General features: G+C 59.3%; 23 protein-coding genes. 19 read left to right on the top strand and 4 right to left on the bottom strand.

All coding sequences use genetic code 11. The features are described 5' to 3' along the window. Nucleotide 1: 1 nt before the first annotated feature. The 3 genes from ACP26L_RS24970 to ACP26L_RS24960 all read left to right on the top strand — a co-directional run bounded on the left by ACP26L_RS24970 (nt 2) and on the right by ACP26L_RS24960 (nt 4,969). Nucleotides 2-2,326 carry a DUF4962 domain-containing protein gene (locus tag ACP26L_RS24970; RefSeq protein ID WP_426447353.1) on the top strand — a complete coding sequence of 775 codons (2,325 nt, stop codon included), beginning with the start codon at nt 2-4 and terminating at the stop codon, nt 2,324-2,326. Between the two features lie 864 nt (nt 2,327-3,190). After that, nucleotides 3,191-4,096 (top strand): stalk domain-containing protein, encoded by a 906-nt coding sequence (locus ACP26L_RS24965; protein ID WP_426447351.1) that lies wholly within the window; start codon nt 3,191-3,193, stop codon nt 4,094-4,096. Between the two features lie 537 nt (nt 4,097-4,633). Next, the gene (locus tag ACP26L_RS24960; RefSeq protein WP_426447349.1) at nt 4,634-4,969 is read left to right on the top strand and encodes a hypothetical protein; all 336 of its coding nucleotides are present in this window, start codon (nt 4,634-4,636) and stop codon (nt 4,967-4,969) included. Nucleotides 4,970-5,003: 34 nt separating this feature from the next. Here ACP26L_RS24960 and ACP26L_RS24955 read toward each other — a convergent pair whose 3' ends face one another. Beyond that, the gene (locus ACP26L_RS24955) at nt 5,004-5,198 is read right to left on the bottom strand and encodes a hypothetical protein (protein ID WP_426447348.1); all 195 of its coding nucleotides are present in this window, start codon (nt 5,196-5,198) and stop codon (nt 5,004-5,006) included. A gap of 36 nt (nt 5,199-5,234) precedes the next feature. Continuing rightward, nucleotides 5,235-6,791, bottom strand: coding sequence for an alpha-amylase (gene amyS / locus ACP26L_RS24950; protein WP_426447346.1), 1,557 nt, complete (start codon nt 6,789-6,791; stop codon nt 5,235-5,237). Between the two features lie 826 nt (nt 6,792-7,617). Between amyS and ACP26L_RS24945 the strand changes: the two genes are divergently transcribed. The 6 genes from ACP26L_RS24945 to gndA all read left to right on the top strand — a co-directional run bounded on the left by ACP26L_RS24945 (nt 7,618) and on the right by gndA (nt 14,710). Further along, the gene (locus ACP26L_RS24945; RefSeq protein ID WP_426447344.1) at nt 7,618-8,214 is read left to right on the top strand and encodes a hypothetical protein; all 597 of its coding nucleotides are present in this window, start codon (nt 7,618-7,620) and stop codon (nt 8,212-8,214) included. Nucleotides 8,215-8,533: 319 nt separating this feature from the next. Then, nucleotides 8,534-9,544, top strand: coding sequence for a LacI family DNA-binding transcriptional regulator (locus ACP26L_RS24940; protein WP_426447342.1), 1,011 nt, complete (start codon nt 8,534-8,536; stop codon nt 9,542-9,544). A 3-nt stretch (nt 9,545-9,547) separates the two neighbouring features. Continuing rightward, nucleotides 9,548-10,816 (top strand): lactate racemase domain-containing protein, encoded by a 1,269-nt coding sequence (locus ACP26L_RS24935; protein ID WP_426447341.1) that lies wholly within the window; start codon nt 9,548-9,550, stop codon nt 10,814-10,816. 1 nt (nt 10,817) lies between these two features. Next, entirely contained in the window at nt 10,818-12,368 is a 1,551-nt protein-coding gene (locus ACP26L_RS24930) for a gluconokinase (protein ID WP_426447339.1), read from the top strand. Between the two features lie 19 nt (nt 12,369-12,387). Further along, entirely contained in the window at nt 12,388-13,155 is a 768-nt protein-coding gene (locus tag ACP26L_RS24925) for an SDR family oxidoreductase (RefSeq protein ID WP_426455079.1), read from the top strand. A gap of 139 nt (nt 13,156-13,294) precedes the next feature. Continuing rightward, entirely contained in the window at nt 13,295-14,710 is a 1,416-nt protein-coding gene (gndA, locus tag ACP26L_RS24920) for an NADP-dependent phosphogluconate dehydrogenase (protein WP_426447337.1), read from the top strand. Nucleotides 14,711-14,723: 13 nt separating this feature from the next. On the opposite strand, the gene ACP26L_RS24915 is transcribed toward gndA, so the two are convergent. Further along, complete coding sequence (locus tag ACP26L_RS24915; protein WP_426447335.1) at nt 14,724-15,059, bottom strand: hypothetical protein; 336 nt, start codon at nt 15,057-15,059, stop codon at nt 14,724-14,726. A gap of 183 nt (nt 15,060-15,242) precedes the next feature. Between ACP26L_RS24915 and ACP26L_RS24910 the strand changes: the two genes are divergently transcribed. Beyond that, a complete protein-coding gene (locus ACP26L_RS24910) occupies nt 15,243-15,755 on the top strand; it encodes a shikimate kinase (protein WP_426447333.1) in 513 nt (170 codons plus the stop codon). 269 nt (nt 15,756-16,024) lie between these two features. Here the strand turns inward: ACP26L_RS24910 and ACP26L_RS24905 are convergent, their stop codons facing one another. Next, nucleotides 16,025-16,321 (bottom strand): rhodanese-like domain-containing protein, encoded by a 297-nt coding sequence (locus ACP26L_RS24905; protein ID WP_426447332.1) that lies wholly within the window; start codon nt 16,319-16,321, stop codon nt 16,025-16,027. Nucleotides 16,322-16,465: 144 nt separating this feature from the next. On the opposite strand from ACP26L_RS24905, the gene crcB reads away from it, so the two are divergent. The 9 genes from crcB (at nt 16,466) to ptsP (ending at nt 25,496) form a co-directional block, all read left to right on the top strand. Next, the gene (crcB, locus tag ACP26L_RS24900) at nt 16,466-16,855 is read left to right on the top strand and encodes a fluoride efflux transporter CrcB (RefSeq protein ID WP_426447330.1); all 390 of its coding nucleotides are present in this window, start codon (nt 16,466-16,468) and stop codon (nt 16,853-16,855) included. After that, on the top strand, nt 16,852-17,223 hold the full coding sequence (locus ACP26L_RS24895; protein ID WP_426447329.1) for a fluoride efflux transporter FluC: 372 nt from the start codon (nt 16,852-16,854) through the stop codon (nt 17,221-17,223). The genes crcB and ACP26L_RS24895 overlap by 4 nt, the downstream gene beginning before the upstream one ends. Nucleotides 17,224-17,301: 78 nt before the next feature. After that, the gene (gene aroA / locus ACP26L_RS24890; protein ID WP_426447327.1) at nt 17,302-18,606 is read left to right on the top strand and encodes a 3-phosphoshikimate 1-carboxyvinyltransferase; all 1,305 of its coding nucleotides are present in this window, start codon (nt 17,302-17,304) and stop codon (nt 18,604-18,606) included. 106 nt (nt 18,607-18,712) lie between these two features. After that, nucleotides 18,713-19,540: a C39 family peptidase gene (locus tag ACP26L_RS24885; RefSeq protein ID WP_426447326.1), complete on the top strand. Its 828-nt coding sequence runs from the start codon at nt 18,713-18,715 to the stop codon at nt 19,538-19,540. Between the two features lie 54 nt (nt 19,541-19,594). Beyond that, nucleotides 19,595-20,023, top strand: a complete 429-nt coding sequence (locus ACP26L_RS24880) for a CoA-binding protein (protein ID WP_426447325.1) — start codon at nt 19,595-19,597, stop codon at nt 20,021-20,023. A 2-nt stretch (nt 20,024-20,025) separates the two neighbouring features. Beyond that, nucleotides 20,026-20,670: a thiamine phosphate synthase gene (thiE, locus tag ACP26L_RS24875; RefSeq protein WP_426447323.1), complete on the top strand. Its 645-nt coding sequence runs from the start codon at nt 20,026-20,028 to the stop codon at nt 20,668-20,670. Nucleotides 20,671-20,837: 167 nt separating this feature from the next. Then, on the top strand, nt 20,838-21,581 hold the full coding sequence (locus tag ACP26L_RS24870) for a hypothetical protein (protein ID WP_426447321.1): 744 nt from the start codon (nt 20,838-20,840) through the stop codon (nt 21,579-21,581). 155 nt (nt 21,582-21,736) lie between these two features. Beyond that, nucleotides 21,737-23,626 (top strand): glucose PTS transporter subunit IIA, encoded by a 1,890-nt coding sequence (locus ACP26L_RS24865; RefSeq protein ID WP_426447319.1) that lies wholly within the window; start codon nt 21,737-21,739, stop codon nt 23,624-23,626. Next, a complete protein-coding gene (ptsP, locus tag ACP26L_RS24860) occupies nt 23,619-25,496 on the top strand; it encodes a phosphoenolpyruvate--protein phosphotransferase (protein WP_426447317.1) in 1,878 nt (625 codons plus the stop codon). Before ACP26L_RS24865 ends, ptsP begins: the two co-directional genes overlap by 8 nt. Nucleotide 25,497: the final 1 nt, after the last annotated feature.

Raw genomic sequence — 25,497 nt, 5'->3', positions numbered from 1 at the left:
CATGAGCACCGAGACGCACACCCCTTTATATGAACCCCGCAGCGGCCGGCTGACCGTGCAGTACCAGCCGGACGAAGAGACCATACTCGTGGAGAATCCGCCGCGCTTTACCTGGATTCCCGCGCTTCCCGAGAATGACCGGTATATGCTGCAGGTTTCCCTCTCGGAAGATTTCCCCGAGCAGAGCACCCGGACGATCCGCGGTATTCCTTATAACTTCCATACGCCGGACGAAGTGCTCCAGCCGGGAACGTATTATTGGCGCTATGCGCTGGAGCTGGCGCAGGAGGGAAGCACGGCCGACCGGACTGCCTGGAGCCGGGTGCGCCGGTTCAGCGTTCCGGCGGGTCTGCCGGAGACACCGCTGCCGTCCCGGGAGGCCCGGTACGCGCAGGCGTCCGAAGCCCATCCGCGCCTGTGGCTCCAGGCGGATGAGCTTACGGAGTTCCGGGCCCGGATCGGTGAGGATCCAGCCTACGCCGGCTGGGACGTCTTCCTGGAGCGCTCGGTGAAACCTTGGATGAAGCGCGGACTTATGGCCGAGCCCCAGCCGTATCCCGGCAACAAGCGGGTAGCGAAGCTCTGGCGGCAGATGTACATGGACTGCCAGGAGGCGCTTTACGCGGTGAAGCATCTCTCCATTGCGGGGGCGGTGCTCGGGGACGGGGAGATGACGGCGCGGGCCAAAGCCTGGCTGCTGCACCTGGCCGGCTGGGACCCGCTGGGCACCACGTCCCGGGATTACAATGACGAGGCGGCATTCCGGGTGGCGGGCGCGCTGGCCTGGGGCTACGACTGGCTGCACGGCGAGCTCACGGTGGAAGAGCGGGAGCAGGTGCGCGAAGCGCTGACCGCCCGCGCGGCTCAGGTGGCCTTCCACGTCATCGAGCGCTCCAAGATCCACGAGGTGCCGTTCGACAGCCACGCCGTCCGGTCGCTCTCCAGCGTCCTTGTGCCCTGCTCCCTTGCCCTGCTTGGCGAGGAGCCGCGCGTGAGGGAGTGGCTGGACTACACGCTGGAGTACTATGCCGGGCTGTATACGCCTTGGGGTGGTGCGGACGGGGGCTGGGCCGAGGGGCCGATGTACTGGACGACCGGCATGGCCTTCGTCACCGAAGCGATGAATCTGCTGAGGAAGCACCTGGGAATCGACTTCTACCGCCGGCCGTTCTTTACGCGCACCGGGGACTTCCCGCTGTACTGCTTCTCACCGGACACGGTCCGGGCCAGCTTCGGAGACCAGTCCACGCTTGGAGACCCCGTGTCGCTGAAAACCGGCTTCAACATCCGGCAGTTTGCCGGGGTGACGGGGAACCCCTTGTACCAGTGGTATTACGAGCGGGTCAAAGAAACGGACACGGAAGCCGAAGGCAAGTTCTATAACTACGGCTGGTGGGATTTCCGGTTCGACGATATGGCTTACCGTCATGATTACCCGCAGGTGGAAGCCGCGGCGCCGAAGGATGGCTCCTACGAGCCGGTCAAATGGTTCCGCGACGTCGGCTGGGTCGCCTTCCACAGCCATATGGACGACCCGCAGCGGCATATCATGCTGCTGACGAAGAGCTCGCCCTACGGCTCGATCTCGCACAGCCACGGGGACCAGAACGGCTTTCTGCTCCATGCTTACGGGGAGCCGCTGGCCATCGAGAGCGGGTATTACATCGCCTTCGGCAGCACGATGCACCGGGAGTGGCGGAGGCAGACCCGCTCGACGAACAGCATCCTGATCGACGGCCTCGGCCAATATGCGGGCACGGACAAGGTGCAGAACATGGCGGCCTCGGGCACCGTGGAAGCGGCCGAACGCCGGAATGGATACAGCTATTCCCGCTGTGATGCGACAACCGCCTACCAGGCGGACGTACCGTATCTGCAGCGTTATATCCGGGAGCTGTATTTCATGGACGACTCCTATATCGTTGTCGTGGACCAGGTCGATCTCGACCAGCCTGCCCGCGTCGACTGGCTGCTGCAGACACTGCATGAGCCGAAGCCGGAAGGTCAGCGGTTCCGCGTCCAGGGGAGCCGGGCCGATCTCGACGGCCGGTTCGTTTACTGCTCCTCCGGGGACCTGGAGCTGACCCGCGAGAGCGGGTTCCCGGGCGTCGATCCGGCCGAGATCGAGGGTCTTGCGCCGCATTGGCACATGAAGGCGGCGACCCGCATGGCGCGCAGCCACCGGATCGTTACGCTGCTGGTTCCCGTCAAGCATGGGGAGCCGAAGGTTGTCTCCTACTTCATGGATGATCAGGATCATGGCGTACATCTGTATTTTACCGATAACGGGATCACCCGCAGGGTTGAAGTGCCGAAGGCGTATTAAGCCGGTGCAGTCCGGCGTGACGCATGAGCATGATGTAGGCGAATGAGACTGGCACATGATGGATGGGGCATGAGGTATGAGGCACGAGACATGGCACGTAATAGATGAGGTATGGGGCATACGAATGACACATGAGTGATGTATGAGCATGAGACATGGCGCAGGATGGATGAGGCATGTCTCGTGAGACGGTAGGACTACCCGACGCAGCAATGCCCATGCGCCGCCTGACTGGTGAGGTCTCACGAACCAGTGCCTGAGACTGCAGCAGGCAGGCTTAACGGTTCGCACGATTGTTCAGCCGGTTAACAATGCCCTATGCTTCTTTTTCCGCTCGCAGCGTCTGCGGGCGGATTTTTTGCGTTGGTGCCAACCGGGACCTTGGCCCTTTGATGCCCCAAGCCCTGCCTTATCCTGTCAATTCAGGAGTAGAGCAGGATTATGGCTGCCCCTTGTCGAATCATTGCAAGAAGATCGACCTGTGCGTCCTTTGCGGAACTACATACGGTTGAGCGAGTGAGTCCGTGCAGTATTTTTCTTACATAAAGTCGAGCGAGTGAGTCCCATGCGGTATTTTTCTTACATAAGGTCGAGCGAGTGTTTCCTGTGCCTGTGCCGCATGTTCCCCTATATAAGGTCAAGTGAGTGCGTCCTGTGCCGTATTTTTCCCCTTCGTACAGGACGTTTGGAACGGGTCCGGCTGCCTTCGCCTTGTTGTTCTGTATAAAGAACAAGAAAAAGCCAACAAAGCTTGCCGAAAAAACCGATATCATACTATAAAAGCGATCCGCTATCCTGGATTCTTGGAGCGGAAGTATTGTTTTAGATTCGATTGTTCACTAAACGGAAAGGACCGAACGCTTTATGAAACGCATCCTGCAATTTACCGCCGCCGGGCTGGCGCTCACCAGCACATTCACAGCCGGCGTCTATGCCGAAGACGTGCTCCAGAAAGTGGAGGCGTATTTGCGGCCGGACTTCAATATCGTGCTTGACGGCAAAGCCGTTCAGCTCAGCCAGCCTACACTGGTGTATCAGGACAAAAGCTATCTGCCGCTGGCGGAGCTCACCCGTCTACTCGGAGCCAACATCAACTGGCAGGGCGATACCCGCACGATCTATATCAATTCTCGTATTAACGAGGAACAGCCGGAAGAAACGGGGGATCCCGAATACCAGGCGATCGTCTGGGACAATCCCCAAGCGCTCAAGCTGAAGTACCTCGGCGCAGAGTATCCGGTGCTGCAGACGTACGACAAGAACAATTACATGGCGGGCCTCTATTACCGCGAGAAGGACATCAAGCGGATGGGCATCAACACGTCGGGCCTCAAAAAAGCCAAGGAGCGCTACTCCGACGAGGTCTACATCCTGCAGAGCGAGCTGGAGCAGCGGTGGCGCCAAACGCCGGAGCAGGTGTATATTCCGCGGACCTCCACGGGCACCGAGTATGTCGTGACCGACGAGATTCATGCCGAGAAGCTGAAGATGCTGCGCGAGCAGGTGAAAGCCACGCTTACCATGCAGTACCGGAACAACTATTACTATAAAAAGCCCGTGATCCTCGATAAGCTGCAGGGGGCGGAAGATGAGTACGCATACTATTATTTTGAAACGGTGCGCCTCGAGGAAGGTACGGTCATCAACCGCTATATGCGTGAAGTGCTTAAGCTGACGAAGAATCCGCAGACGAACGATGTCACCTATACGGTCAACATCACGCAAACCACGGACTTGAATTCCGAAGCGGACAAAAGGGAGAGTCCGTAATCGACCTGAGCCCTGACCCTCAGGCTGCGGATCGAACTCTTTGGCTGACGCTTGTACCGGTGCCTCCCATCCCGGAGTAGGAATGGCCCCGCTGCGCAAAAGGGAAGCAGGCCGAAGACCGTTCCATTGGGAACGGCCTGTCGGCGTGCCGATATGGTTCTCTGTGAAGCAGGGAAGTATCATGCCAATACGGTTGTCAAGAGAAGCACGAAATGGCGTGCTGATATAGTTGTCTAGTGAGGCAGGGAATATCGTGCCGATACGGTTGTCTAGAGAAACAGGGAAATGGCACGCTGATATGGTTGTCTAGAGAAGTGTCGTGTGGATACGGTTGTCTGATGAAGCAGGGAGATGCGTGCCGATATGGTTGTCTAGTAAAGCACAGAAGTGGTGAGTAGTGCGCTCAGTAGTTCGATACGAAGCACTAAATAACGTGCCGTACCAGCTTTGCAGAAGAAGCGGAGTGTCCAATTTTCCCCGTACTGAAGCAGGAGTTTGACGCACCGATGCTAAACGGAAGGCAAGCCTGCGATCCGCATGAAACAAGAGGCGACAATAAAGGAACTAGGATTCCTTATTCGGATATTTCCCGGTATTTCCCGAGGATTAGCGGAACTCAGGTATCTTATGGGTCCCGAAATTGCCTTAGGCAGCTTCCATACTGGAAATAAGGAACCTCAGTTCCTCTATTTCAAAATGAACCGTCTCTATGAACAATTTAACGCATCTGAGTTCCTTTATTTCGGAATTGGCTGCTGCGTGAAGTACATTTTGGACATGAGTCTCTTTATTGTGTCCGTTCGTCTGCCGAAACCAAACCAAGGTCGTTCCTCCGGGAACGGCCTTGGTTTGGTGCTGTGCATACCAGGCTGACGGACGCTGCCGCCTTGCTAGCACCGCCGCCTAGCTAGCACCGCCGCCTGGCTCTCGCTGCCGCCTGGCTCTCGCCGCCGCCTGGCTCTCGCTGCCGCCAGGCTCTCGCTGCCGCCAGGCTCTCGCTGCCGCCAGGCTCTCGCTGCCGCCAGGCTCGCGCTGCCGCCAGGCTCGCGCTGCCGCCTGGCTCGCTGCCGCCGCCCAGCCCGATCCTATCGCCTGGCCACATGCGTACCCTGCACGCTGGGCTCCCCGGCAGATCCTCTTACTGCTTCGCCCATACGGACACGGAGCCGCCGTTCACCGGGAACGTGCCGTAGCCGCTGCCGTCGATCGTCACGGTATCCGTCCGGCTGCCGGTCTTATCGTTCCACACCTGGCCGGCCTTGCCTGTGCCGACATACATCCGCTTGCTGCCGCCCGGACCGTCGGTCATCAGCGTGGCCAAGCCGGAATTCGCATGCGCGGTATCTCCTTCACGGGTCCAGCCGATGATGTCCTGGTGGTCGAGATAGTCGTTCTGCTTGCCGTAGGCATAGGTCTTTCTGGCTGCGAGCAGCTTGTCCAGGACGGTTTTATACGAAGCGATCTTCCCGTCGGACGTGCCGTAGTAATCGCCGTAGAACAAGGAGGGGTACCCTTCCTGGCGGGTGAGGATCAGAGCATAGGCGAGTGGCTTGAACCAGCCCTGTACGGTGGATTGAAGCGCCTGCCCCGGCTGGGTGTCGTGGTTGTCCACGAAGGTAACGGCTTTCGCCGGATTGCCTTTCAACAGCGTGTTATTCAGGATGTTTCTCATATCATAGCCGCCGCTGCCGTTCGAAGCATCATACAGATTGTAGTGCAGCGGCACGTCGAAGAGAGACATGGAGCCGCCCGTTTTGGACATATAGTTGTTCAGCTTGCTGATATCCCAGCTCCAGTATTCGCCTACAGCGAACAGGTTCTTGCCGGTGTCCGCCCGCACGCCGTTCAGCCAATCGCGCATCCGGTCGAATTTGATGTGCTTCACGGCATCGAGCCGTACGCCGTCCAGTTTGGCCGTGTTCACGAACCAATCGCCCCAGGTGCGCGTTTCACTGATGACTTCCGGGTGATCCCAATCGAGGTCGGCGCCCATCAGGTAGTCGTAATTGCCGTACTCGGTATCGACCTCCCAGTCGAAGCCCTTGCCGGTGCCGCGGAGCTTGAAGAGCTTGTTGGCGCTGCGCGACTGGTCGTAATCCACGCCGTCGAAGTGATACCACTTCCACTTGAAAGAGGAGTAGGTATTCCCTCTCCCCGGAAAATTGTACTGGGTCCACGCGGTGATGGAGTAGTCGCCCGAGACCTCGCTGTTGCGGTTGGACGGATCCACTTCCACGGCGGTTACGGTCTCGGTGGCGTCGGCGTTCATCCGGTGATTGAGCACCACATCCCCATATACCTGCATTCCATTGGCATGCAGGGTATTCACGGCGCTGACCAGCTGATCTTTCGTCCCGTACTTGGTGCGCACGGTGCCCTTCTGATTGAACTCGCCGAGGTCGTACATATCATAGACACCGTAACCGACGTCGTTGCTGCCGCCGCCTTTGTACGCGGGCGGGATCCAGATGGCCGTGACCCCGGCATTGTGAAGGGCGGACGCATTCGTCTGAAGCCGGCTCCACAAGGTCCCGTCATTCGGGAGGTACCATTCGAAATACTGCATCATCACGCCGTTGCTGCCGTCATGGTGGGCAAAGGCTTTTTCTCCGCCGGGTGCGGCACACAGAGCGAACACCAAGGCAGCGCTTACAAAAGCCTTTGCGGCTTTACGCCGGGACCAGTGCTTGGACATCAAAACAACATCTCCTTTGTACAATGGAATAGGACCTGCTTGCGGATGAACCGGAGAAAAGTAGGAACCAGCCTCCCTTCCTAAATGAATGATAGCGCTTGCAATGCGCCTGGAACCGATTATAAATGATTTTGCAGGACGGAGAAGTGGAAAAATGTGAGGAAAAAGGTGGAACATATTGACCCAGGCCCTAGAAGTCATTTTTGCAAAGAATGCCGTGATGGGCATGAAAGGCCCCGGACCGCTCATATAATCCGTGTACGGGGAACGGGAGAAAGTTATGGGCCCCGTAAAAGGAGGGATATCCAATCACGGCACGGCACGGCAGCGGGCTTAGGGAGCTGGAACAGCCGCCGCCGGACATCGTGCAGATGGAACGGAGCGGGCATGAACCGGGACGGCACCTCGGAATTATGAAGCCGTTGTAAAGAAGGGGCTTCCTGGACATACGGACAACCCTGGCTGTCCTGTATCGCACTCATGACACCGCTTTCAGATGGTGAGACGCCTTCTTGTCCGTCCAGGCTTTGAGACCGGACATTCTGAGCCGATGCCAAGCCCCGCCTAGGATGAGGGCGATTACGTAAGTGTATGCCGGGCGAAAAAATAGGTGCGCGGAACTTAAAAAAAAGACAATAATCCAAGTTGCTAAATCATATGATTCATAATAAGATAGGAGTAAGTAACTGAATAGTCTGAAAATTCAATCGAAGAGGTTGCAGCTTTTTCACAGTCCTCGATCCGCCAAGAGCAGCACCCGACGCCGCAGCGGCTGCGCTATTCGTCGAAGCCCGATTCTGCCGATATCATCCAGGAGGGGATTGCCGTGAGTAAGAGTCATGAAGTGGAGTATTGCAACCTTGAGTTACGATTTGACCGTCGGCTAATCCGTAACTTCATCAAGACATTGATCCAGGAAGGGTATTCCCTTTACTGGAACGAGAGCGAACAGCAGTTCATTGTTTCAATCCGGACCGGACGGAAGCTCGTGAAGCTGAGATTTCAGCGGATCGGCGAACGATATAAAATCGTAGGCAACTATTCCTTCAAGGATGAGAAGCTCGCCGAGCTGATGGAGAAAATGATCGGCGACACCCGCGGGCATGCCGTCGTCAAGCGTTTCAAGGACCGTCAAATTTTAATTGAAAACATCATGTTCGGAGAGATCATCCGCATGGTGGAAATTTCGGGGGTGGAACATAAGGTGCTCTTTCAAAAGGAACCGGTGGTAACGGTGGAGGAAATGATGCAGGCGTTCCGGTCCAGACGGCCGGAAGAGCGGATTCCGGTGCTCCGGCTGGAGCTGGATTACGAACTTTCCACCCTATATGATGCGCTGCAGGCGGAAGATCACGAACAGGTGGAGGCAAGCAAAGAAAAGCTGAAGGGGCTGCGGCATGAAATGTTACTGCTTGAAATGTAAGAGGCATTTTTAGAACGGTCTGTGTTCGCACACAGGCCGTTTTTTTGTGTACCTTTCAGAGCGTCTCTCTCGCAGCCGTTTCCGCCATCGGTTTCTTTTTATAAAACGACCCCATTCCCGGACGGATGAAGCAGATCCTATTCTCCCTTGACGCGGAAGGGGGAGGGATCTGGAAGGGAAGAGGGCCCTGAGGACAGGCTATAACCGAGGACGCTTTCCCGGCCGCAGCAAAAAACGTTCATTTTGGGGGGACGTCCTGCAAAAAATGAACGTTGTTAACGTGTGCACAGGTGTGTTATCATAAATTCGAGGTGGTAGCATGAGCGTTACGATCAAAGACATCGCACGGCTTGCGGGCGTATCCCATACGACCGTATCGAGGGCCCTCAACGACTCTCCCCTGATTAATCCGGAGACCAAAGAGCGTATTCACGCCATCGCGGAATCGTTGAATTATACGCCGAACTATAATGCGCGTTCACTCGTCTTGGATCGATCATACAATCTCGGCCTGTTTTTTTCAACGCTTCATACGGGTACATCGGCCGGATTTTTGTACGAGGCGATCAAGGGCGTCAACGACGTCATTCAGGATAACTTTAATCTGATCGTACGCGGGATCGACGATTACAAGAGCTTCCATAAAGTAAACCGCAAAAGCTTCGACGGCATCATCGTCATGAGCCAGAGCGCCAGCGACCAGGCCTTCATCGAGTATGCTTCGGAGAAGGAGATCCCGCTGGTGGTGCTCAACCGGCCGGTGGAAGGGGTCGAGGTGATGAACCTGCTGCCCGACGACCGCGGCGGCGCCTTCCGGCTCGCGGAATTTCTGATCGGGCAGGGCCACCGCCGGATTGCCCTGATCGAAGGGAAGGCAGGGTTCAAATCTTCGCAGGCCCGGCGCGAAGGGTTCCTCGCCGGACTTAGGGAGCACGGTCTCACCATGGACGAGAATCTGATCGTCCCGGGCGAGTACGATCTGGAGAGCGGCTACCAAGGCATGGGCCGCCTGCTCGATCTGCCGGAGCGGCCGACCGCCGTGTTCTGCTCCAATGACGACATGGCGCTAGGCGCGGTCAAGGCGGTCACCGAGCGGGGGCTGAGCGTGCCGGGGGACATTTCGGTCGCCGGCTTCGACGACCATCTGTTCTCCGCGTTCATGACGCCGGCCCTGACGACCGTACGGCGCCCAATCGAGGAGATCTCGAGGGCGGGAGCCGAGAAGCTTTTAACTTTTATTGACAATAAAGTGGTGGAGAAGTCCACCGTGCTGTTCCACACGGAGCTCGTCATCCGCGAGTCCGTCCAATCCACTGAGGGAGGACGTTAACCCATGAGCATTCTGAACAAACTGCTCGAAGACATTCCCGTTCCGCCGGTCGTGCGGATCCGCCAGAAGTTCGACGGCACGAAGCTGGAGAACCCGGCCGAAGATCTGAAGCGCGAGCTCGCCAAGCCCGGTGCAGTCGATACGATCAAGCCGGGAATGAAGGTGGCCGTGGCCGTCGGCAGCCGCGGGGTGGCGAACATCGACACGCTGACGAAGACGACGATCGACGCGATCAAGGAAGCGGGAGGAGAGCCCTTCATCGTTCCGTGTATGGGCAGCCACGGCGGCGCCACGGCGGAAGGACAGCGGGACGTGCTCCACCACCTCGGCGTAACCGAGGTGGCGATGGGCGCGCCGATCCGCTCGACGATGGAGGTCGTGAAGATCGACGAGCTGCCGAACGGCCTGCCGGTGTACGTCGACAAGTACGCATCCGAAGCCGACGCCATCGTCGTCATCAACCGGGTGAAGCCGCATACCGCCTTCCGCGGCCGGATCGAGAGCGGCATCATGAAGATGATCTCCATCGGCCTCGGCAAGCAGAAGGGCGCCGAAGCGTGCCACCAGCTCGGCTTCAAATACATGGCCGAGAACGTGCCGGCGATGGCGCGGATCATGCTCGACAAGCTGCCGATCTTCTTCGGCGTAGCCGTCGTCGAGAACGCATTTGACGAGACCTGCATCGTGGAGGTGCTGCCGGCCGCCGACATCGAGGAGCGCGAGATGGTGCTGCTTGAGGCCGCGAAGGCGCGTCTGCCGAAGATTCTTTTCGACCAGATCGACGTGCTTGTCATCGATTACATCGGCAAGAACATCAGCGGCGACGGCATGGACCCGAACATCACGGGCCGCTATCCGACCCCTTATGCGCACGGGGGACCCGACGTCTCCAAGATGGTCGTGCTCGACCTTACGCATGAGACGAACGGCAACGCCAACGGGGTGGGAACGGCCGACTTTACGACGCAGCGTCTCGTCGACAAGACGGATCTGCCGGCAACCTATGCGAACGGGCTGACCTCTACCGTCTGCGCGCCGACGAAGATCGCCACGACCCTGGCGAACGACGAGCTGGCGATCAAGGCGGCGGTGAAGACGTGCAACATTCTCGATTACACGAAGTGCCGCCTGGTTCGCATCCAGGATACGCTGCATCTCGGCGAGATCGAGATCTCGGTCAACCTCCTCGAGGAAGCGAAGCTGCACCCGGATATCGAGATCCTCACGGAGCCGTACGATCTGCAATTCAACGCGGAAGGGAACCTGAGATAAGATGACGCAGCTCACCAAACCATACATTATCGCCGCGGATATCGGCACGACGTCCGCCAAGACGCTCGTGATCGACCGGGACGGACGGGTCATCGCTTCCCACGCGGTGGAATATCCTCTCCATACGCCGAGACCGGATATCGCGGAGCAGGATCCGGACGAAATCTTCCAGGCGGTCGTGACCGGCATACGGACGGTGGTCGGCAAGGCCGGCGTGCTGCCGGGCCAGGTGCTCTGCGTATCGTTCTCTTCGGCGATGCACAGCCTGATTGCCATCGACCGCGATTTGCAGCCGCTGACCCAGTGCATCACTTGGGCGGATAACCGAAGCGTCGGCTACGTCAAGGGGCTGCGCGAGTCGAACGGGCTGGACATTTACCGGGCGACCGGCACGCCGATCCACCCGATGTCCCCGCTGCTCAAGCTGATGTGGATCCGCGACAACCGGGCCGATCTCTTCGAGAACGCCTACAAGTTCATCGGCATCAAGGAATATGTGTTCGCGAAGCTGTTCGGCGAGCTTGTCATCGACTACTCCATCGCCAGCGCCACCGGACTGTTCAACCTGAAGGCGCTGCAGTGGGACCGCGATGCCCTCGCGGCCTGCGGTGTCCGCGAAGAACAGCTCTCCCGTCCGGTCTCCACCACGTATACGCTGCAGGGGTTGGCGCAGGAGGATGCGGTATCGATGGGCCTTGCGGCCGACACGCCGTTTGTCGTCGGCGCCTCCGACGGCGTGCTGGCGAACCTCGGCGTCGGGGCCTTCGAGCCCGGCATCCACGCGGTGACGATCGGCACGAGCGGCGCGGTCCGCGGCGTTGTGCGCGAGCCGATCACCGACCCGAAGGGCCGGCTGTTCTGCTACGCGCTGGCCGATAACTTCTGGGTGGTCGGCGGCGCGATTAACAACGGCGGCATCATGTTCCGCTGGGTGCGCGACCAGCTGGCGACCGCGGAGGCGGAGGAAGGGCGGCGCCGGGGCATGGACCCGTACGACTACCTGACCTCTCTGGCCATGGAAGTCGCGCCGGGCTCCGACGGGCTCATCTTCCTGCCGCTCTTGGCAGGAGAGCGGGCGCCGTACTGGAATGCGAATGCGCGCGGCGTATTCTTCGGCATGTCCCTCTACCACCAGAAGAAGCACATGATCCGCTCGGTGCTCGAAGGCGTCATGTACCGGATTCATTCGGTCAACAGCGCGCTGGAGGAGCTCGTCGGACCGACGAAGGAAATCCGGGCCTCGGGCGGCTTCGCGAACTCGCCGTTCTGGCTGCAGATCATGGCCGACGTGCTCGGCACGCCGGTGGCCGTACCGAATACCATCGAGAGCTCGGGTCTCGGCGCGGCACAGCTCGGCATGCTGGCGCTCGGCGAGATCAAGGATTTCTCGGGCGTGTACGACTGGATGCAGGTGAGCCAGAACTTAAAAGCAAGTATTCCGACCCATGAAACCTACAAACAGTTGACAACCATTTATAATCGTGTGTACCATCAGTTGAAGGACGAGTTCGACGCGATCGCCGCCTTCCAGCAGATGTACACCAAATCCTAGGAGGTACACCCAAGTGGCGATGAACTTATTCGATCTTACGGGCAAGACGGCTGTCGTAATCGGCGGCAACAGTACACTGGGCGGCTCGATGGCTGTAGCGCTCGGCGGGCACGGTGCGGATGTGGCCGTAGTCGGCCGCAACCAGGAGAAGGCGGAAGAAGTGGCGCGCGCCATTGAGGAAGCGGGCGGACGGGCGAAGTGCTTCGCGGCCGACGCGACAAGTCCGGAGGACCTGAAGAAGGTACTGGAGGACGTGCTCGCGTGGACGGGACGCTGCGACATTCTCATGAACTGCCCGGGCAAGAACTCCCCGACGCCGTTCTTCGACTTGACCATGGACGAGTGGGACTCTATCATGGAAGTGAACCTGAAGAGCGTCGTACTCGCATGCCAAATCTTTGGGAAGCATATGGTGGAGCAGGGTGAAGGGGGAAGCATCATCAACATTTCCTCCGTATCCTCGGATCCTCCGCTGTCCCGCGTCTTCACGTATTCGGCCTCCAAGGCGGCTGTCAATAACGTGACGAAGTTCCTCGCACGCGAATTTGCGCCGGCGCGCGTACGCGTCAACGCCATCATTCCGGGCTTCTTCCCTGCGGAGCAGAACCGCAAGATTCTGTCGCCGGAGCGGACGGAGTCGATTATGCGCCATACCCCGATGAACCGGTTCGGCAACGCGGAAGAGCTGCAGGGCGCTGCCGTGTATCTCGCTTCCGACAAGGCTTCGAGCTTCGTCACCGGTTCGCTTCTGCGCGTTGACGGGGGTTACGGATCGATGACGATCTAAAGGGGGAGAAGGCTTCCGCTTACAGGTTCGCTTAGGGGGACAAGCACAGCCATTTTGTGCTTTGGGAAGCCTTCACGCCTGTTTCAGGTTGGGTTTCGAGGTTTAAATAAATAGAGGAATAGGAAGGATGAGAATCCAAATGTCCAAACAGCAAGTCGGTGTTATCGGCCTCGCGGTCATGGGTAAGAATCTCGCACTGAACATCGAAAGCCGGGGGTTCACGGTCTCCGTGTTTAACCGCTCCCGCGAGAAGACGGATGCGCTTCTCGAAGAATCCCAAGGCAAGAACCTGGTAGGTACATACAGCGTTGAAGAATTCGTGGCATCCCTCGAGACGCCGCGTAAAATACTGATCATGGTCCAGGCGGGTTCCGCTACGGACGCTACGATCGAATCCCTGATCCCGCACCTGGATCAAGGCGATATCATTATCGACGGAGGCAATGCTTACTTCCCTGATACGGCACGCCGCAGCCAGGCTCTCGAGGCACAGGGCTTCCGCTTCATCGGCACCGGGGTATCCGGCGGCGAAGAGGGCGCGCTGAAAGGTCCGTCCATCATGCCGGGCGGACCTAAAGACGCGTATGAGCTGGTTGCACCGATCCTGACGGCCATCTCGGCCAAAGTGAACGGCGATCCATGCTGCACGTACATCGGGCCGGGCGGTGCGGGCCACTATGTGAAGATGGTGCACAACGGCATCGAGTACGGCGACATGCAGCTGATCTGCGAAGCGTACCAGCTGCTGAAGGATGTGCTGGGCGTATCCACCGAGCAGCTCCACGAGATCTTCGCCGAGTGGAACAAGGGCGAGCTCGACAGCTACCTCATTGAGATTACGACGGACATCTTCACGAAGAAGGATCCGGAAACGGGTAAAGCCATGGTCGACGTGATTCTGGACTCCGCCGGCCAGAAGGGTACAGGCAAATGGACGTCCCAGAGCGCCCTGGACCTGGGCGTGCCGCTGTCCATCATCACCGAGTCCGTCTTCTCCCGTTTCCTCTCCGCGATGAAGGAAGAGCGCGTAGCGGCGAGCAAGGTACTCCAGGGTCCTGCGGTATCGAAGTACGAAGGAGATGCGTCCGAGTTCATCGAAGCGGTCCGCAAAGCGCTCTACGCGAGCAAGATCTGCTCTTACGCTCAAGGCTTCGCCCAAATGCGTGCGGCCAGCGAAGAATACAGCTGGGGCCTGGACTACGGCGCTATCGCCATGATCTTCCGCGGCGGCTGCATCATCCGCGCCCGCTTCCTGCAGAACATCAAGGATGCGTACGATAAGAATCCGGAGCTGCGCAACCTGCTCCTCGACGAGTACTTCCAAGGCGTCGTTCAGAACTATCAGGACGCATGGAGAAACGTGGTTGCTGAAGCCGTGAAGCGCGGGATTGCCGTACCGGCCTTCGCATCGGCGCTGTCTTACTACGACAGCTACCGTACGGAGCGCCTGCCGGCGAACCTGCTTCAGGCACAGCGCGACTACTTCGGCGCCCACACGTTCAAGCGCGTGGACAAAGAAGGCACCTTCCACTTCCAATGGATGGACCAGCAGTAATCGGGCGAACCCGTCATCTGCGGCGCAGAGGGGAGTCCGCCGGCGGGCGCAGCCCGAAGGCGGCTTCCTCCACCCAGGCTTTGAGCCGTCCTTCTTCCTGGTCGAAACCGTTGCGCCGCTGAATGACCATGAGCGCGATTTCCGCGAAGTATCTAAAGTTTTGAAGCAAGCGTGGCTGGGAAAGATCCATGAGATTCGGGTCTTCCTCAGCCACCTTTTTTTTGATGTATTCGAGCATCCAGACGACGTCATCCTTGCATAGGGGAGTAGAAGGGTCCAGAATCTGCTGAAGCTTGAAGTCGGTCGGCGAGTGGACCGGAGCTGCCGTTCGGCAGGAGGAATGAGGCATGACACGTCTTCTCCTTTCGGTGCGCGGCCGGATGCCGCTTGAAGGTAATCGCAGTTGTATGAATCTGGAAGGACACATACATCCTCCATCTTATGTTTTTGCTCTGTTTTCTATTCACGTCCGTCCAAGCTGTGATATGATAGGGAGAGTTTACCTAGTGGAGAAGAGGGTGCTGAGGAAACCGTGAATTACCGCAATATGATACTGATCGGAATGATGGGGACAGGCAAATCCACCGTAGGACAAGCCCTTGCAGCGCGCCTTGGCTGGCGCTTCGTGGACACCGATGCCGTGATTGAAGAGCGCACCGGGAAGACCATCCCCGAGCTTTTCGCCGAGAACGGCGAAACGTTCTTCCGCGAAGCGGAAAAGGAGGCGGTCGCAGCCGTGCTGAAGGAAAGCGGGCAGGTGGTGGCTACCGGAGGAGGAGCCGTTCTCCGGGAAGAGAACCGCAGGGCGATGAGCGAGGGCGGCCTCGTGGTGGCGCTGCTGTGCTCGCCCGAGCGAATTATCGAACGGGTGCGTACGGATACGAACCGTCCGCTGCTGCAGGGGAACCTGGAGGAGCGAGTGCATACACTGGCCGAGAACCGCAGGGAGGCCTATACGTTCGCGGACCTGGCGGTCGATACGTCGGATCTGGATGTGGAGTCCATTGCCGGGAAGATCCTGAAGCATGCCAAAGACGCGTCCTGACGGACGCGTCTTATGTGAAACGACAGCGGGCGATCGGTCGACAGGAATCGTTCCCGTCCTCTGTGAATAAACGCTTACTGTCTATGCAGAGCTGTCGAGGACGGTTTTCTTAAAATATAAGAATGTATATCTCGCCTGGGCTGGATCCCGTCATCTTATATTTTTCTTATAAACGCGCCTCGTCCGTAAGGGACGGCCAAGTCGTTTATCTTGGACCCCTATGCCCCATTGCGCTCGACGGGAACTGCTCTGCTTGGAAAGAGTGGAGATTAGTCCTGCTGATCCCAAGCCAGCATGCCGCCGGACATATTCTTCAGTCCGGTTAAGCCCTGGGCCTGGAGGAAGTCATAGGCCCGCGAGCTGCGTCCGCCGCTGCGGCACACGAGGACGGTTTCGCCCCGCTGTGGGATCTCGGCGAGCCGCTCCGGCAGCTGCATCAGCGGAATATGAATGGCGCCGGGAATCATGCCCGCCGCAACTTCCTCGTCTTCTCGGACGTCGATAACGTCCAGCTTCTCGCCGCTGTCGATCCGGCGCTTTACTTCCTCGGGGGTAATCGTCTGCATGGGTCGGTGCTCCTTTGCTTCGGGAAGAGTAGGACGGCAGCCTCTGGGCCAAGAGACCGGGCTGGCTTCCCATTCATCATAAGAAACTTGCCCATTCGCTGTCAAACCAGGCAGCGTGATTACATCCAGAGAGAAGGGAACCTCATGACGGTTTGGTTCGTCGGCGCCGGAGGGGCCGCAGGGGCGGCCGCCCGTTACGGGCTGTCTTTCCTGTTCAATCCTGTGGTCACGGGAGCTTCCTTCCCGTGGGGAACGCTGCTGTGCAATCTGCTCGGCTGCCTGCTGCTGGGCCGGCTGGCTTATTCGGCGCCGCTCGGCCTCCATCCGAATCTCAAGGCCTTCCTTACAACCGGCTTCGTTGGGGCCTTCACCACCTTCTCGGCCCTGAGCCTCGAGATGGTGAGGCTGCTTGAGGCGGGCGCCCTAGTGCCCGCGGCCATGTACGGCGCCGTCTCCCTCTTCGGGGGACTCGCGTGCATCCGGCTGGGCCGGGGGGCATATTTTCGTTCCCGGGGAAAGGATTCTGCCGAATGATGTCGAATGTCTTTCTTACCTTACTCATCGTAGGCACAGGGGGCGGTCTTGGGGCCGTATCCCGTTACGGCGTGTCCCGGTGGGCCGCGCATTATTTTCCCTCGTGGCCTTACGGCACCTTGTTCATTAATCTGACAGGTTCCTTCCTGCTGGGATGGCTGGCAGGCGCCAAGGTGTCCGGGACCGCTCTGCTGCTGCTCGGCACCGGGTTTGCCGGCGGCTACACAACCTTCTCCACGTTCAAGCTGGAGACCGATGCGCTGCACAGCGGTGGGAGAGATAGAGCCGCCCGGCTGTATCTTCTCCTGTCTTACCTGCTCGGCTTCGGTGCCGCCTTCGCAGGTTATCTCCTGGGAAGCGTGCGATAAGTACACGGCTGGGGCCAGCCCCGGCGCCCGTGCCTCATTCATTCATTATCTTCTATATGAAGGAGAGATACATACCACATGAAAGCCATTGTCAAACCAACCCACAGGCTCGAGGGGACGATCAATGCCCTGTCCTCCAAAAACTACACGACGCGTTACCTTCTCATCGGCGCACTCGCTGACGGAACATCCACGGTCCGGTACCCGGCACACAGTGAAGACAGCGATGCGATGCGCCGCTGTATCCGCGACCTGGGCGCCGTGCTCGAAGAGGACGAAGAGCAGATGACGATCCGCGGCTTCGGCCGCCATCCGCGGGATGTGAAAGAGCTCGACGTAGGCAATGCGGGCGCGGTGCTCCGCTTCCTGATGTCCGTCGCGGCCTTCTGCCCGGAGGTAACGTTCATCAACCGCTATCCGGACTCGCTCGGCAAGCGTCCGCATGACGATCTGATCGATTCGCTCCGCCAGATGGGCATCGAAGTCGAGCACCGCGAAGGCAAGCTGCCGATTACGATCCGGGGCGGGAAGCCGCGCGGCGGTAAGATCACCGTCTCCGGCAATGTCAGCTCCCAGTTCCTGAGCTCGCTGCTGTTCGTGGCTCCGCTGCTCGAGGAAGACAGCGAGATTACGGTGCTTCATGATCTGAAGTCCAAGGTCATTGTCGGCCAGACGCTCGAAGTCATAGCCCAGGCGGGCATTACGATCGAAGCGTCCGAGGATCTTATGCACTACCGCATCCCGGGCCGCCAGCAGTACAAGCCGCAGAACTACGTCGTGCAGGGAGACTATCCGGGTTCGGCGGCGATTCTTGCCGCGGCGGCGGTCACGAACTCCGATGTCCGTGTGCTTCGCTTGGCAGAGCAGAGCCGTCAGGGCGAACGGGCGGTCGTGGATGTGCTCCGTGCGATGGGCGTCCAGCTGACGCACGAGAACGACGTGGTTCACGTGCAGGGCAATCAGAGCCTGAAGGCGGGCGAGTTCGACGGCGACCACTTCACTGACGGGGTGCTTGCCATGGTAGCGGCAGCAGTCTTCGCGGAAGGAACCTCCCGCTTCTACAATGTGGAAAACCTCCGCTACAAAGAGTGCGACCGCATCACGGATTTCCTGGCGGAGCTGCGTAAAGCAGGGGCCGAGGTGGAAGAGCGCCAGAGCGAGATTATCGTGCACGGCCGTCCGCAGGGCGTACCCGGCGGCGTGGAGATCAATGCCCATTACGATCACCGCGTGATCATGGCGTTAACGATTGTCGGCCTTCGATCCGATAAAGGTCTTATCATTAACGACGCGCATCACGTGGCGAAGTCTTATCCGCAGTATTTCGACCATTTGTTGTCGCTCGGTGCTCAGATTGAACTCCTTGGGGAGGAAGAACACTAGGACGGGACAGCAGTAGGAACTGACCAGCAGACCGGCGTGTATTCCTCCTCGCATCTTAGAATCTACAACCGGAAGGGCGGTGCAGGCTGTGAAGGCAGCGGTAATCATGAGGAAAGGGATCCAGGTGACGATGGGGATGTTCCTCATTGCGGGGCTTTTATTTGCAAGCGGGGTGTTCTCCATCCTTCTATACGATAAATACGCTGCAAGGGCCGAGGCGGAGTCGTCGGTCATTGTGCCGGCAGCCGCCTTGGCGGAGATGACCGCAGCCGCCCAGCCGGCTGCACCCGCAGAGCAGACCCCTCCCCCTGTGCCTGCTCCTGTTCAAGCGCCGGCCGGCGCGATGCTTGATGCGCCGATCATCCGGCAGCTGCCCGAGCTTCGCTCCGGCTGCGAACTGACCTCGCTGACGATGCTGCTGCAGTATTACGGCGTGCAGAAGACGAAGATGGAACTGCTGCCGGAGATGAAGCACGATACGACCCCCATTACCTACAATGCCGATGGCACCGTAGGATATTGGGGCAACCCGAATACCGGGTTTGTCGGTGACATCACAGGCAAGAGCAAAGGCTTCGGCATCTACCACACCGCCCTGTTCGAGCTGGCCCATAAGTACATCCCGACGGCCGTCGACCTGACCCGCGAGCCGTTCCATGCCATCGAGCAGCAGCTGCTTAGCGGCGTGCCGGTCGTCGTATGGACGACCATTGATTTCAAGGTGCCGCAGAAGTGGAGCGTATGGGATACGCCGATCGGGCCGATCAAGACGACGTTCATGGAGCATGCCGTACTGCTGGTCGGGTTCGATGAACAGCATGTATATATTAACGATCCCCTGTCCGGACTGAGCAAGAAGGCGATCGACAAAAAGCAGTTTCTGGCCACCTGGGAAGCCATGGGCCGGCAGGCGATCAGCTATACCAAATCTTAACCTCTAATCCGTAAGATCATACTCAGGCCCGCCGGGCCCAAAGGAGTGGATATGATGGCATTCGAGAATCCGTCCCGTGACCATATCAGAGAAATCCTGAAGAGCTCGAACACAATTGCTGTCGTCGGCTTGTCCGATAAACCGGACCGTGTGTCCTACATGGTATCGGAGGCCATGCAGAAGAAGGGCTACCGCATCATCCCGGTGAATCCGACCGTGCAGGGGACGATTCTCGGCGAAACCTGCTACCCGTCCCTCGCCGACATTCCGGAATCGGTCGATATCGTGAATGTGTTCCGCCGCAGCGAGCAGACGGTTCCTGTAGCGGAAGAAGCTGCCGCGATCAAAGCCAAGGTGCTGTGGCTGCAGCTCGGCATATCCAATGAAGAAGCGGCAAGAATCGCCTCGGAGGCGGGTCTGGAAGTGATCATGGACCGCTGCATCAAGGTGGAAGATTCGATTCTGCTGCCCGGGGGGAAGTAAGTTTGTACCGCTCATCACTGCATGAATCTTTAGCCGTTTATCTGGTAACGGATACGGCGGGCTATGAGCAGTTCTCCGCGGCCCAAATCGTCCGCGAAGCGATCGCCGGCGGCGTCACGCTTGTACAGCTTCGCGACAAGCAGTCCCAGCTGCGCGATGTGCTGCCGGCCGGCCGCGAGATCCGCGAGCTGTGCCGCAGCGCCGGCATTCCGTTCGTCGTCAATGACCGGGTGGATCTGGCGCTGCTGCTCGAAGCCGACGGCGTACATGTCGGGCAGGACGACCTGCCCGGGCTGGAGGCCCGGCGGCTGCTCGGTCCGGACGCGATCGTCGGCATCTCGGCCGGCACCATGGAAGAGGCCGAGTGGGCTGTGTCCCAAGGGGCCGATTACCTGGGCGTGGGCCCTGTCTATGCAACCGCAAGCAAGAGCGACGCGGGGGAGGCGATCGGCACGGAGCTCATAGCGCAGATCCGGTCGCGATGGCCTCATCTGCCGCTCGTCGGCATCGGCGGCATCCACGCGGGCAACGCGGCTCCGGTGCTGGCGGCCGGCGCACAGGGCGTCGCCGTAATCTCGGCCATCACGCGGCAGAAGAATCCTCAGGCGGCGGCCAAGGGATTGGCTGAGATCGGCCGCTGCACTTAATCCAGCCGGGCCAAGGGAATTTTTTTCTCGAAAGTGCACTTTATACCTAAACCACTGTCATAAAAAAAATCCTCCTTGAAGACAATAAGAAAGGCTTCTGGAAAGGGCGGGTCCACACGGGCTGCACCGGAAGACTTTTGAATTGAAATCCAAGGAGGATTTTCTTCATGTACAACCAACAAGGCTTTCAAAACAGCTTCCAAAACAACTTAGGTCAAACATCGTCCCAGTACCGCGGCCTGGAAACCAAATACCAGCCGGTAGGCTTCGTGCAGTCCCAGTACAACCAGTCCCTGGGCCAGCAAAATCAGTTCGGCGCATCCACGCTAAGCTCCTTCGGCGCATCTTCTTCGCAGCAGTACAACCAGTTCCAAAGCCCGCAGTCGTACCACACGGCGAGCTACCGCGGCAACCAGCCGGGTCATGACGCTTACCTGCGCTCGGACTCCGCGCAGCCGGCACAAAGCCAATTCGGCATCGGCGCTACTTCGATCAGCAATCTGGGCGCTTCTTCGCTGGGCAGCTTCGGCTCCGCTTCGCAGGCCCAGTACAACCAATTCCAAAGCCCGCAGTCGTTCCACACGGCTAGCTACCGCGGCGACCAGCCGGGTCATGACGCATATCTGCGTGCGGACTCCACGCAGCCGGCACAAAGCCAATTCGGCATCGGCGCACAGAACTTCAGCTCCCAGTCCCAGTTTGCTCCATCTTCTTTCAGCAGCTCCCTGAACCAAGGGTTCTCTTCTACGCAGTCCCAGTACAACCAGTTCCAAAGCCCGCAGTCGTACCATACGGCGAACTACCGCGGCAATCAGCCGGGCCATGACTCCTACCTGCGTGAAGATTCCGGCCAACCGGCCCAAAGCCAGTTCGGTATGGGGGCACAAAGCTTCAACCGTTACCAATTCTAATATCCACTTAACCGGAAGGCGGGCGCAGAGCCCGTCTTTTTTGTCGTGGGGCAGGCTGCAGACGTTCCGCCCATCCCCCAATAAAGCGCATGCAGCGGTTTGACAAAAAAGGCGCGGGGCCTTACCATCGTAATAGGAAAGGGGGAACGGCCTGTTTGAACTGGATGGGGAATTTGCAGCAGCTTGGCCGGTCGCTCATGCTGCCGACCATTACGCTGCCCGTGGCGGCGATTTTGCTGCGTCTGGGTACGCTGCCTTGGCAAGAGGCCGGACTGCCCCGGATCGGTGAGATTCTGCTGCTGCTGGGCGGCAGCATTTTTACGTATTTGCCGCTGATCTTCGCGGTAGGTGTCGCTTTGGGCTTGACCGAAAGCGCAGGTATAGCCGGCATGTCGGCCCTCATCGGCCACTATATGTTCTCCGAATCGCTGCAGCGCTATCTCGGCGAGTCGTTCCAGCTCGGGGTGCCGGGCGGCATTCTGATCGGTCTGATCGCCGCGGTCATCTATCACCGGGTCAAGCATATTCAGCTGCCGGAGTCGATTCAATTTTTCGGCGGGCCGAGGCTTGTGCCGCTGTTTATGGGGCTGGCCATCTTCCTGCTCGTCCTGCTTATGCTGGAGATCGGTCCGCTGCTGGAGAACGGGATGCAGGCGCTGGCCGACTTCATCCTTGGGCTCGGCGGCTTCGGCACGTTCCTCTACGGCATTATTCACAGGCTGCTCGTACCATCAGGACTTCATCATGTATTCAACAACTTCTTCTGGTTCCAGCTTGGGGCTTATGAGCCGCAGGGTGTGCCGGTCTTCGGCGATCTGCCGCGGTTCTTCGCAGGCGACCCGACGGCCGGGATCTATATGGCGGGGCTGTACCCGATCATGATGTTCGCTCTGCCGGCCATCGCGCTGGCGATAATCCAGGAGGCGAGGGAGGATCTCAAGCCGAAGATCCGGACAACATTCCTGACGGCGGCGTTCGCCTGCTTCCTCACCGGGGTAACGGAGCCGATCGAGTTCGCGTTCCTCTTCGTGGCGCCGTATCTGTTCGTCGTTCATGCCCTGCTGTCGGGGCTGGCCATGTGGATCGCTTATGCGCTCGATATCCACCACGGCTTCTCCTACTCCGCGGGGGCGATCGATTATCTGATCAACCTGCACCTGTCGAAGAACGGGCTGCTGCTGCTGCCGATCGGCATGGCTTACGGGCTCGTATACTACGGCCTGTTCCGCTGGGCGATCCGCCGGTTCCGTCTTCCTACGCCGGGGCGCGAGGAAGGTTCGCAGCTGGAGGAGTGGGCGGGTGACATTCCGTACCGCTCTCCGCTGATTCTTCAGGCGCTTGGAGGCAAAGAGAACATCAAGAACATCGAAGCGTGCATCACCCGTCTGCGGCTTACGCTGGTGAACGACCGGCAGATGGATATCGCCGCCCTGAAGCATCTGGGTGCGGCCGGCGTCATCCGGCTCGGCGGGGGCAACGTGCAGGTCGTCTTCGGAACGTACTCGGAGCTCATCCGCGAAGAGATTATCAAGGCGCGCGGCAAAGATATTCAGCAGGTGATGTTCTCATCGCCGATGCAGGGACGTATGATTCCTCTAGAAGAGGTGCCGGATAAGATCTTTGCCGGGAAGCTGGTGGGCAACGGTGTCGCGTTCCTTCCCGAGAAGGGGGAGCTGGTGGCGCCGGTTTCGGGCCGCATCATGCATTTGTACCCGACGCTTCATGCACTCGGGATCGAGACGGAGCAGGGGCTGCAGGTGCTCCTGCATATCGGGATCGATACGGCCGGCCTGCAGGGCAAATATTTTACGTCCTATGTGAAAGAAGGCGACCAGGTGGAGGCGGGACAGCTGCTTATTCGATTCAATCTTCAAAAGGTTAAGAACAACTGCAAATCGCTCGCCACGCCGATGCTGATCACGAACGTGGAAGCGGTCAAGTCCTGGAGCTTCGCTCCGTTCAAGGCCGTCAAGAAGGGACAGGCTTCCGTGATGTCCGTCGTGCTGAAGAACGCCGTGGCAGGGGGAGGGAAAGCGCATGGTTGAAGGAATCGGAGCATCACCGGGCATCGCGATGGGCAAAGCCTTCGTCATTCCGACCTGGGAGTGGGACTTCCCCGACAAGCTGATCGACGTGACCGACCTGGCTTATGAATTCGAGAGGCTCTATGACGGCATCCGTCATTCGAAGAGCGAGATCGAACAGATCAAGCAGGAGTTCGTCAGCGTGCTTGGAGAGGAACAGACCCAGATCTTCGATGCCCATCTTGCGATTCTTGAAGATCCCATCTTCATGAGCGAAGTACAGGGCATCATGCAGCGGCAGTACAAAGCGGCCGAGGTGGCCGTCAAGGAAGCGATCGAGAAGTTCGTGAACATGTTCGACCTCCTCGACGATACGTATATGAAGGAACGGGCGCTCGACATCAAGGACGTCGGCAACCGGCTGCTGAAGCATCTGCTCGGCGCGCTGGAGGAGACGCTGCCGCCCAAGGATCAGCCGTATGTGCTCGTAGCCAAGGAGCTGCAGCCATCGCAGATGGTGCACCTGGATGTCAATCAGGCGCTCGGTGTCGTCACGATGCTCGGCGGCAAGACCTCCCATGTGGCCATCATGGCCCGGGCTATGGGAGTCCCGTATGTGCTCGGGCTTGAGGGCAAGCTCGCTTCGCCGATCCAGACGGGGGACTATCTGATCATTGACGGCGACGAGGGGATCGTCTACGTCAATCCCGGCGAGCATGTCGTCGAGCGTTACAAGGCCCGCAAGGCCAACTGGAATGCGATGCAGGAGAGCCTGCAGAAGCTCGCCCACCTGCCGAGCCGCACCCGGGACGGGGTGCAGGTGAACCTTGCCGCGAACATCTCGTCGGTGAAGGAGCTGACCCAGGTCATGGGCAACAATGCATCGGGCGTGGGGCTCTTCCGCACGGAGTTCCTGTACATGGACCGCAGCTCCTTCCCACTCGAGGAAGAGCAGTTTGCCGTCTACCGGGAAGTGGCGGAGCGTCTGAACGGGCGGCCGGTCGTGATCCGCACGCTTGATGTCGGCGGCGACAAGAACCTCGATTACCTGGCGCTGCCGGAGGAGGAGAATCCGTCGCTCGGCTACCGGGCGATCCGCATCTCGCTCGACCGCACGGACCTGTTCAAGACGCAGCTGCGGGCCATTCTGCGGGCAAGCCACTACGGCCGGATCAAAATCATGTATCCGATGATTTCGTCTCTGGACGAACTGCGCCGAGCGAATCTGGTGCTGGAGGAGGCGAAGCGGGAGCTCGACTCGGAGGGCATACCCTACCGGCCGGACATCGAGGTCGGCATCATGATCGAGCTGCCGGCCGCCGTGATGATCTCGGAGCTGCTGGCCCAGGAGGTCGACTTCTTCAGTATCGGCACGAACGATCTCGTGCAATACGTGCTGGCCGTAGACCGGATGAACGAGCAGGTGGCGCATCTCTATGATCCGTTCCACCCGGCGGTGCTGCGTATGTTGAAGTTGACGGCCGACAATGCGCGGCTGCACGGCACGCACGTCAGTGTCTGCGGCGAGCTGGCCGGGGACATCCGCGCGCTGCCGATCTGGCTGGCGCTTGGCATTACGGAGCTGAGCATGTCGGTCCAGTCGATACTGAAAGTCAAGAACTCGCTGCTGCAGAGCGCGAGCGGCGACGGTCCGCAGATCTGGAGGGAGCTGGCGCCATGTCCGAGCAGCGCCGCCGTGACGGAGGTGCTGGGCCGGTACATGAAGTCCGGCCTAGCCGGCGAGGGGGCCGCTTCGGGAACGGAGGCCGGCCCCGGCGGGGAGAACGGGACGCCAGGCGGTGCGCCGGCGCCGCAAGGTGCCGCCGATCCGCAGAAGGAGGCGCCCCAAGATCCTGTGCCGCCGCCCTATCCGGCCGGAGAGTTCTGCTGAA

The sequence above is a fragment of the Paenibacillus sp. S-38 genome, from assembly GCF_049942825.1.
GTDB lineage: Bacteria > Bacillota > Bacilli > Paenibacillales > NBRC-103111 > Paenibacillus_G.
Note: the sequence above shows the minus strand (reverse complement) of the source record. Positions and strands in the feature narration are given on the sequence as shown.

What these genes read in the sequence shown, in the direction of transcription:
- ACP26L_RS24905 (WP_426447332.1), bottom strand. Translation starts at nt 16,321, where the DNA reads ATGCAGACGATTACCCCCGAGGAAGTAAAGCGCCGGATCGACAGCGGC.
- ACP26L_RS24960 (WP_426447349.1), top strand. Translation starts at nt 4,634, where the DNA reads ATGAAACAAGAGGCGACAATAAAGGAACTAGGATTCCTTATTCGGATA.
- ACP26L_RS24925 (WP_426455079.1), top strand. Translation starts at nt 12,388, where the DNA reads ATGAACTTATTCGATCTTACGGGCAAGACGGCTGTCGTAATCGGCGGC.
- ACP26L_RS24940 (WP_426447342.1), top strand. Translation starts at nt 8,534, where the DNA reads ATGAGCGTTACGATCAAAGACATCGCACGGCTTGCGGGCGTATCCCAT.
- ACP26L_RS24915 (WP_426447335.1), bottom strand. Translation starts at nt 15,059, where the DNA reads ATGCCTCATTCCTCCTGCCGAACGGCAGCTCCGGTCCACTCGCCGACC.
- ACP26L_RS24955 (WP_426447348.1), bottom strand. Translation starts at nt 5,198, where the DNA reads ATGTGGCCAGGCGATAGGATCGGGCTGGGCGGCGGCAGCGAGCCAGGC.
- ACP26L_RS24870 (WP_426447321.1), top strand. Translation starts at nt 20,838, where the DNA reads ATGTACAACCAACAAGGCTTTCAAAACAGCTTCCAAAACAACTTAGGT.
- ACP26L_RS24880 (WP_426447325.1), top strand. Translation starts at nt 19,595, where the DNA reads ATGGCATTCGAGAATCCGTCCCGTGACCATATCAGAGAAATCCTGAAG.
- gndA (WP_426447337.1), top strand. Translation starts at nt 13,295, where the DNA reads ATGTCCAAACAGCAAGTCGGTGTTATCGGCCTCGCGGTCATGGGTAAG.
- crcB (WP_426447330.1), top strand. Translation starts at nt 16,466, where the DNA reads ATGACGGTTTGGTTCGTCGGCGCCGGAGGGGCCGCAGGGGCGGCCGCC.
- ACP26L_RS24935 (WP_426447341.1), top strand. Translation starts at nt 9,548, where the DNA reads ATGAGCATTCTGAACAAACTGCTCGAAGACATTCCCGTTCCGCCGGTC.
- ACP26L_RS24970 (WP_426447353.1), top strand. Translation starts at nt 2, where the DNA reads ATGAGCACCGAGACGCACACCCCTTTATATGAACCCCGCAGCGGCCGG.
- ACP26L_RS24930 (WP_426447339.1), top strand. Translation starts at nt 10,818, where the DNA reads ATGACGCAGCTCACCAAACCATACATTATCGCCGCGGATATCGGCACG.
- ACP26L_RS24885 (WP_426447326.1), top strand. Translation starts at nt 18,713, where the DNA reads ATGAGGAAAGGGATCCAGGTGACGATGGGGATGTTCCTCATTGCGGGG.
- amyS (WP_426447346.1), bottom strand. Translation starts at nt 6,791, where the DNA reads ATGTCCAAGCACTGGTCCCGGCGTAAAGCCGCAAAGGCTTTTGTAAGC.
- ACP26L_RS24965 (WP_426447351.1), top strand. Translation starts at nt 3,191, where the DNA reads ATGAAACGCATCCTGCAATTTACCGCCGCCGGGCTGGCGCTCACCAGC.
- ptsP (WP_426447317.1), top strand. Translation starts at nt 23,619, where the DNA reads ATGGTTGAAGGAATCGGAGCATCACCGGGCATCGCGATGGGCAAAGCC.
- ACP26L_RS24895 (WP_426447329.1), top strand. Translation starts at nt 16,852, where the DNA reads ATGATGTCGAATGTCTTTCTTACCTTACTCATCGTAGGCACAGGGGGC.
- aroA (WP_426447327.1), top strand. Translation starts at nt 17,302, where the DNA reads ATGAAAGCCATTGTCAAACCAACCCACAGGCTCGAGGGGACGATCAAT.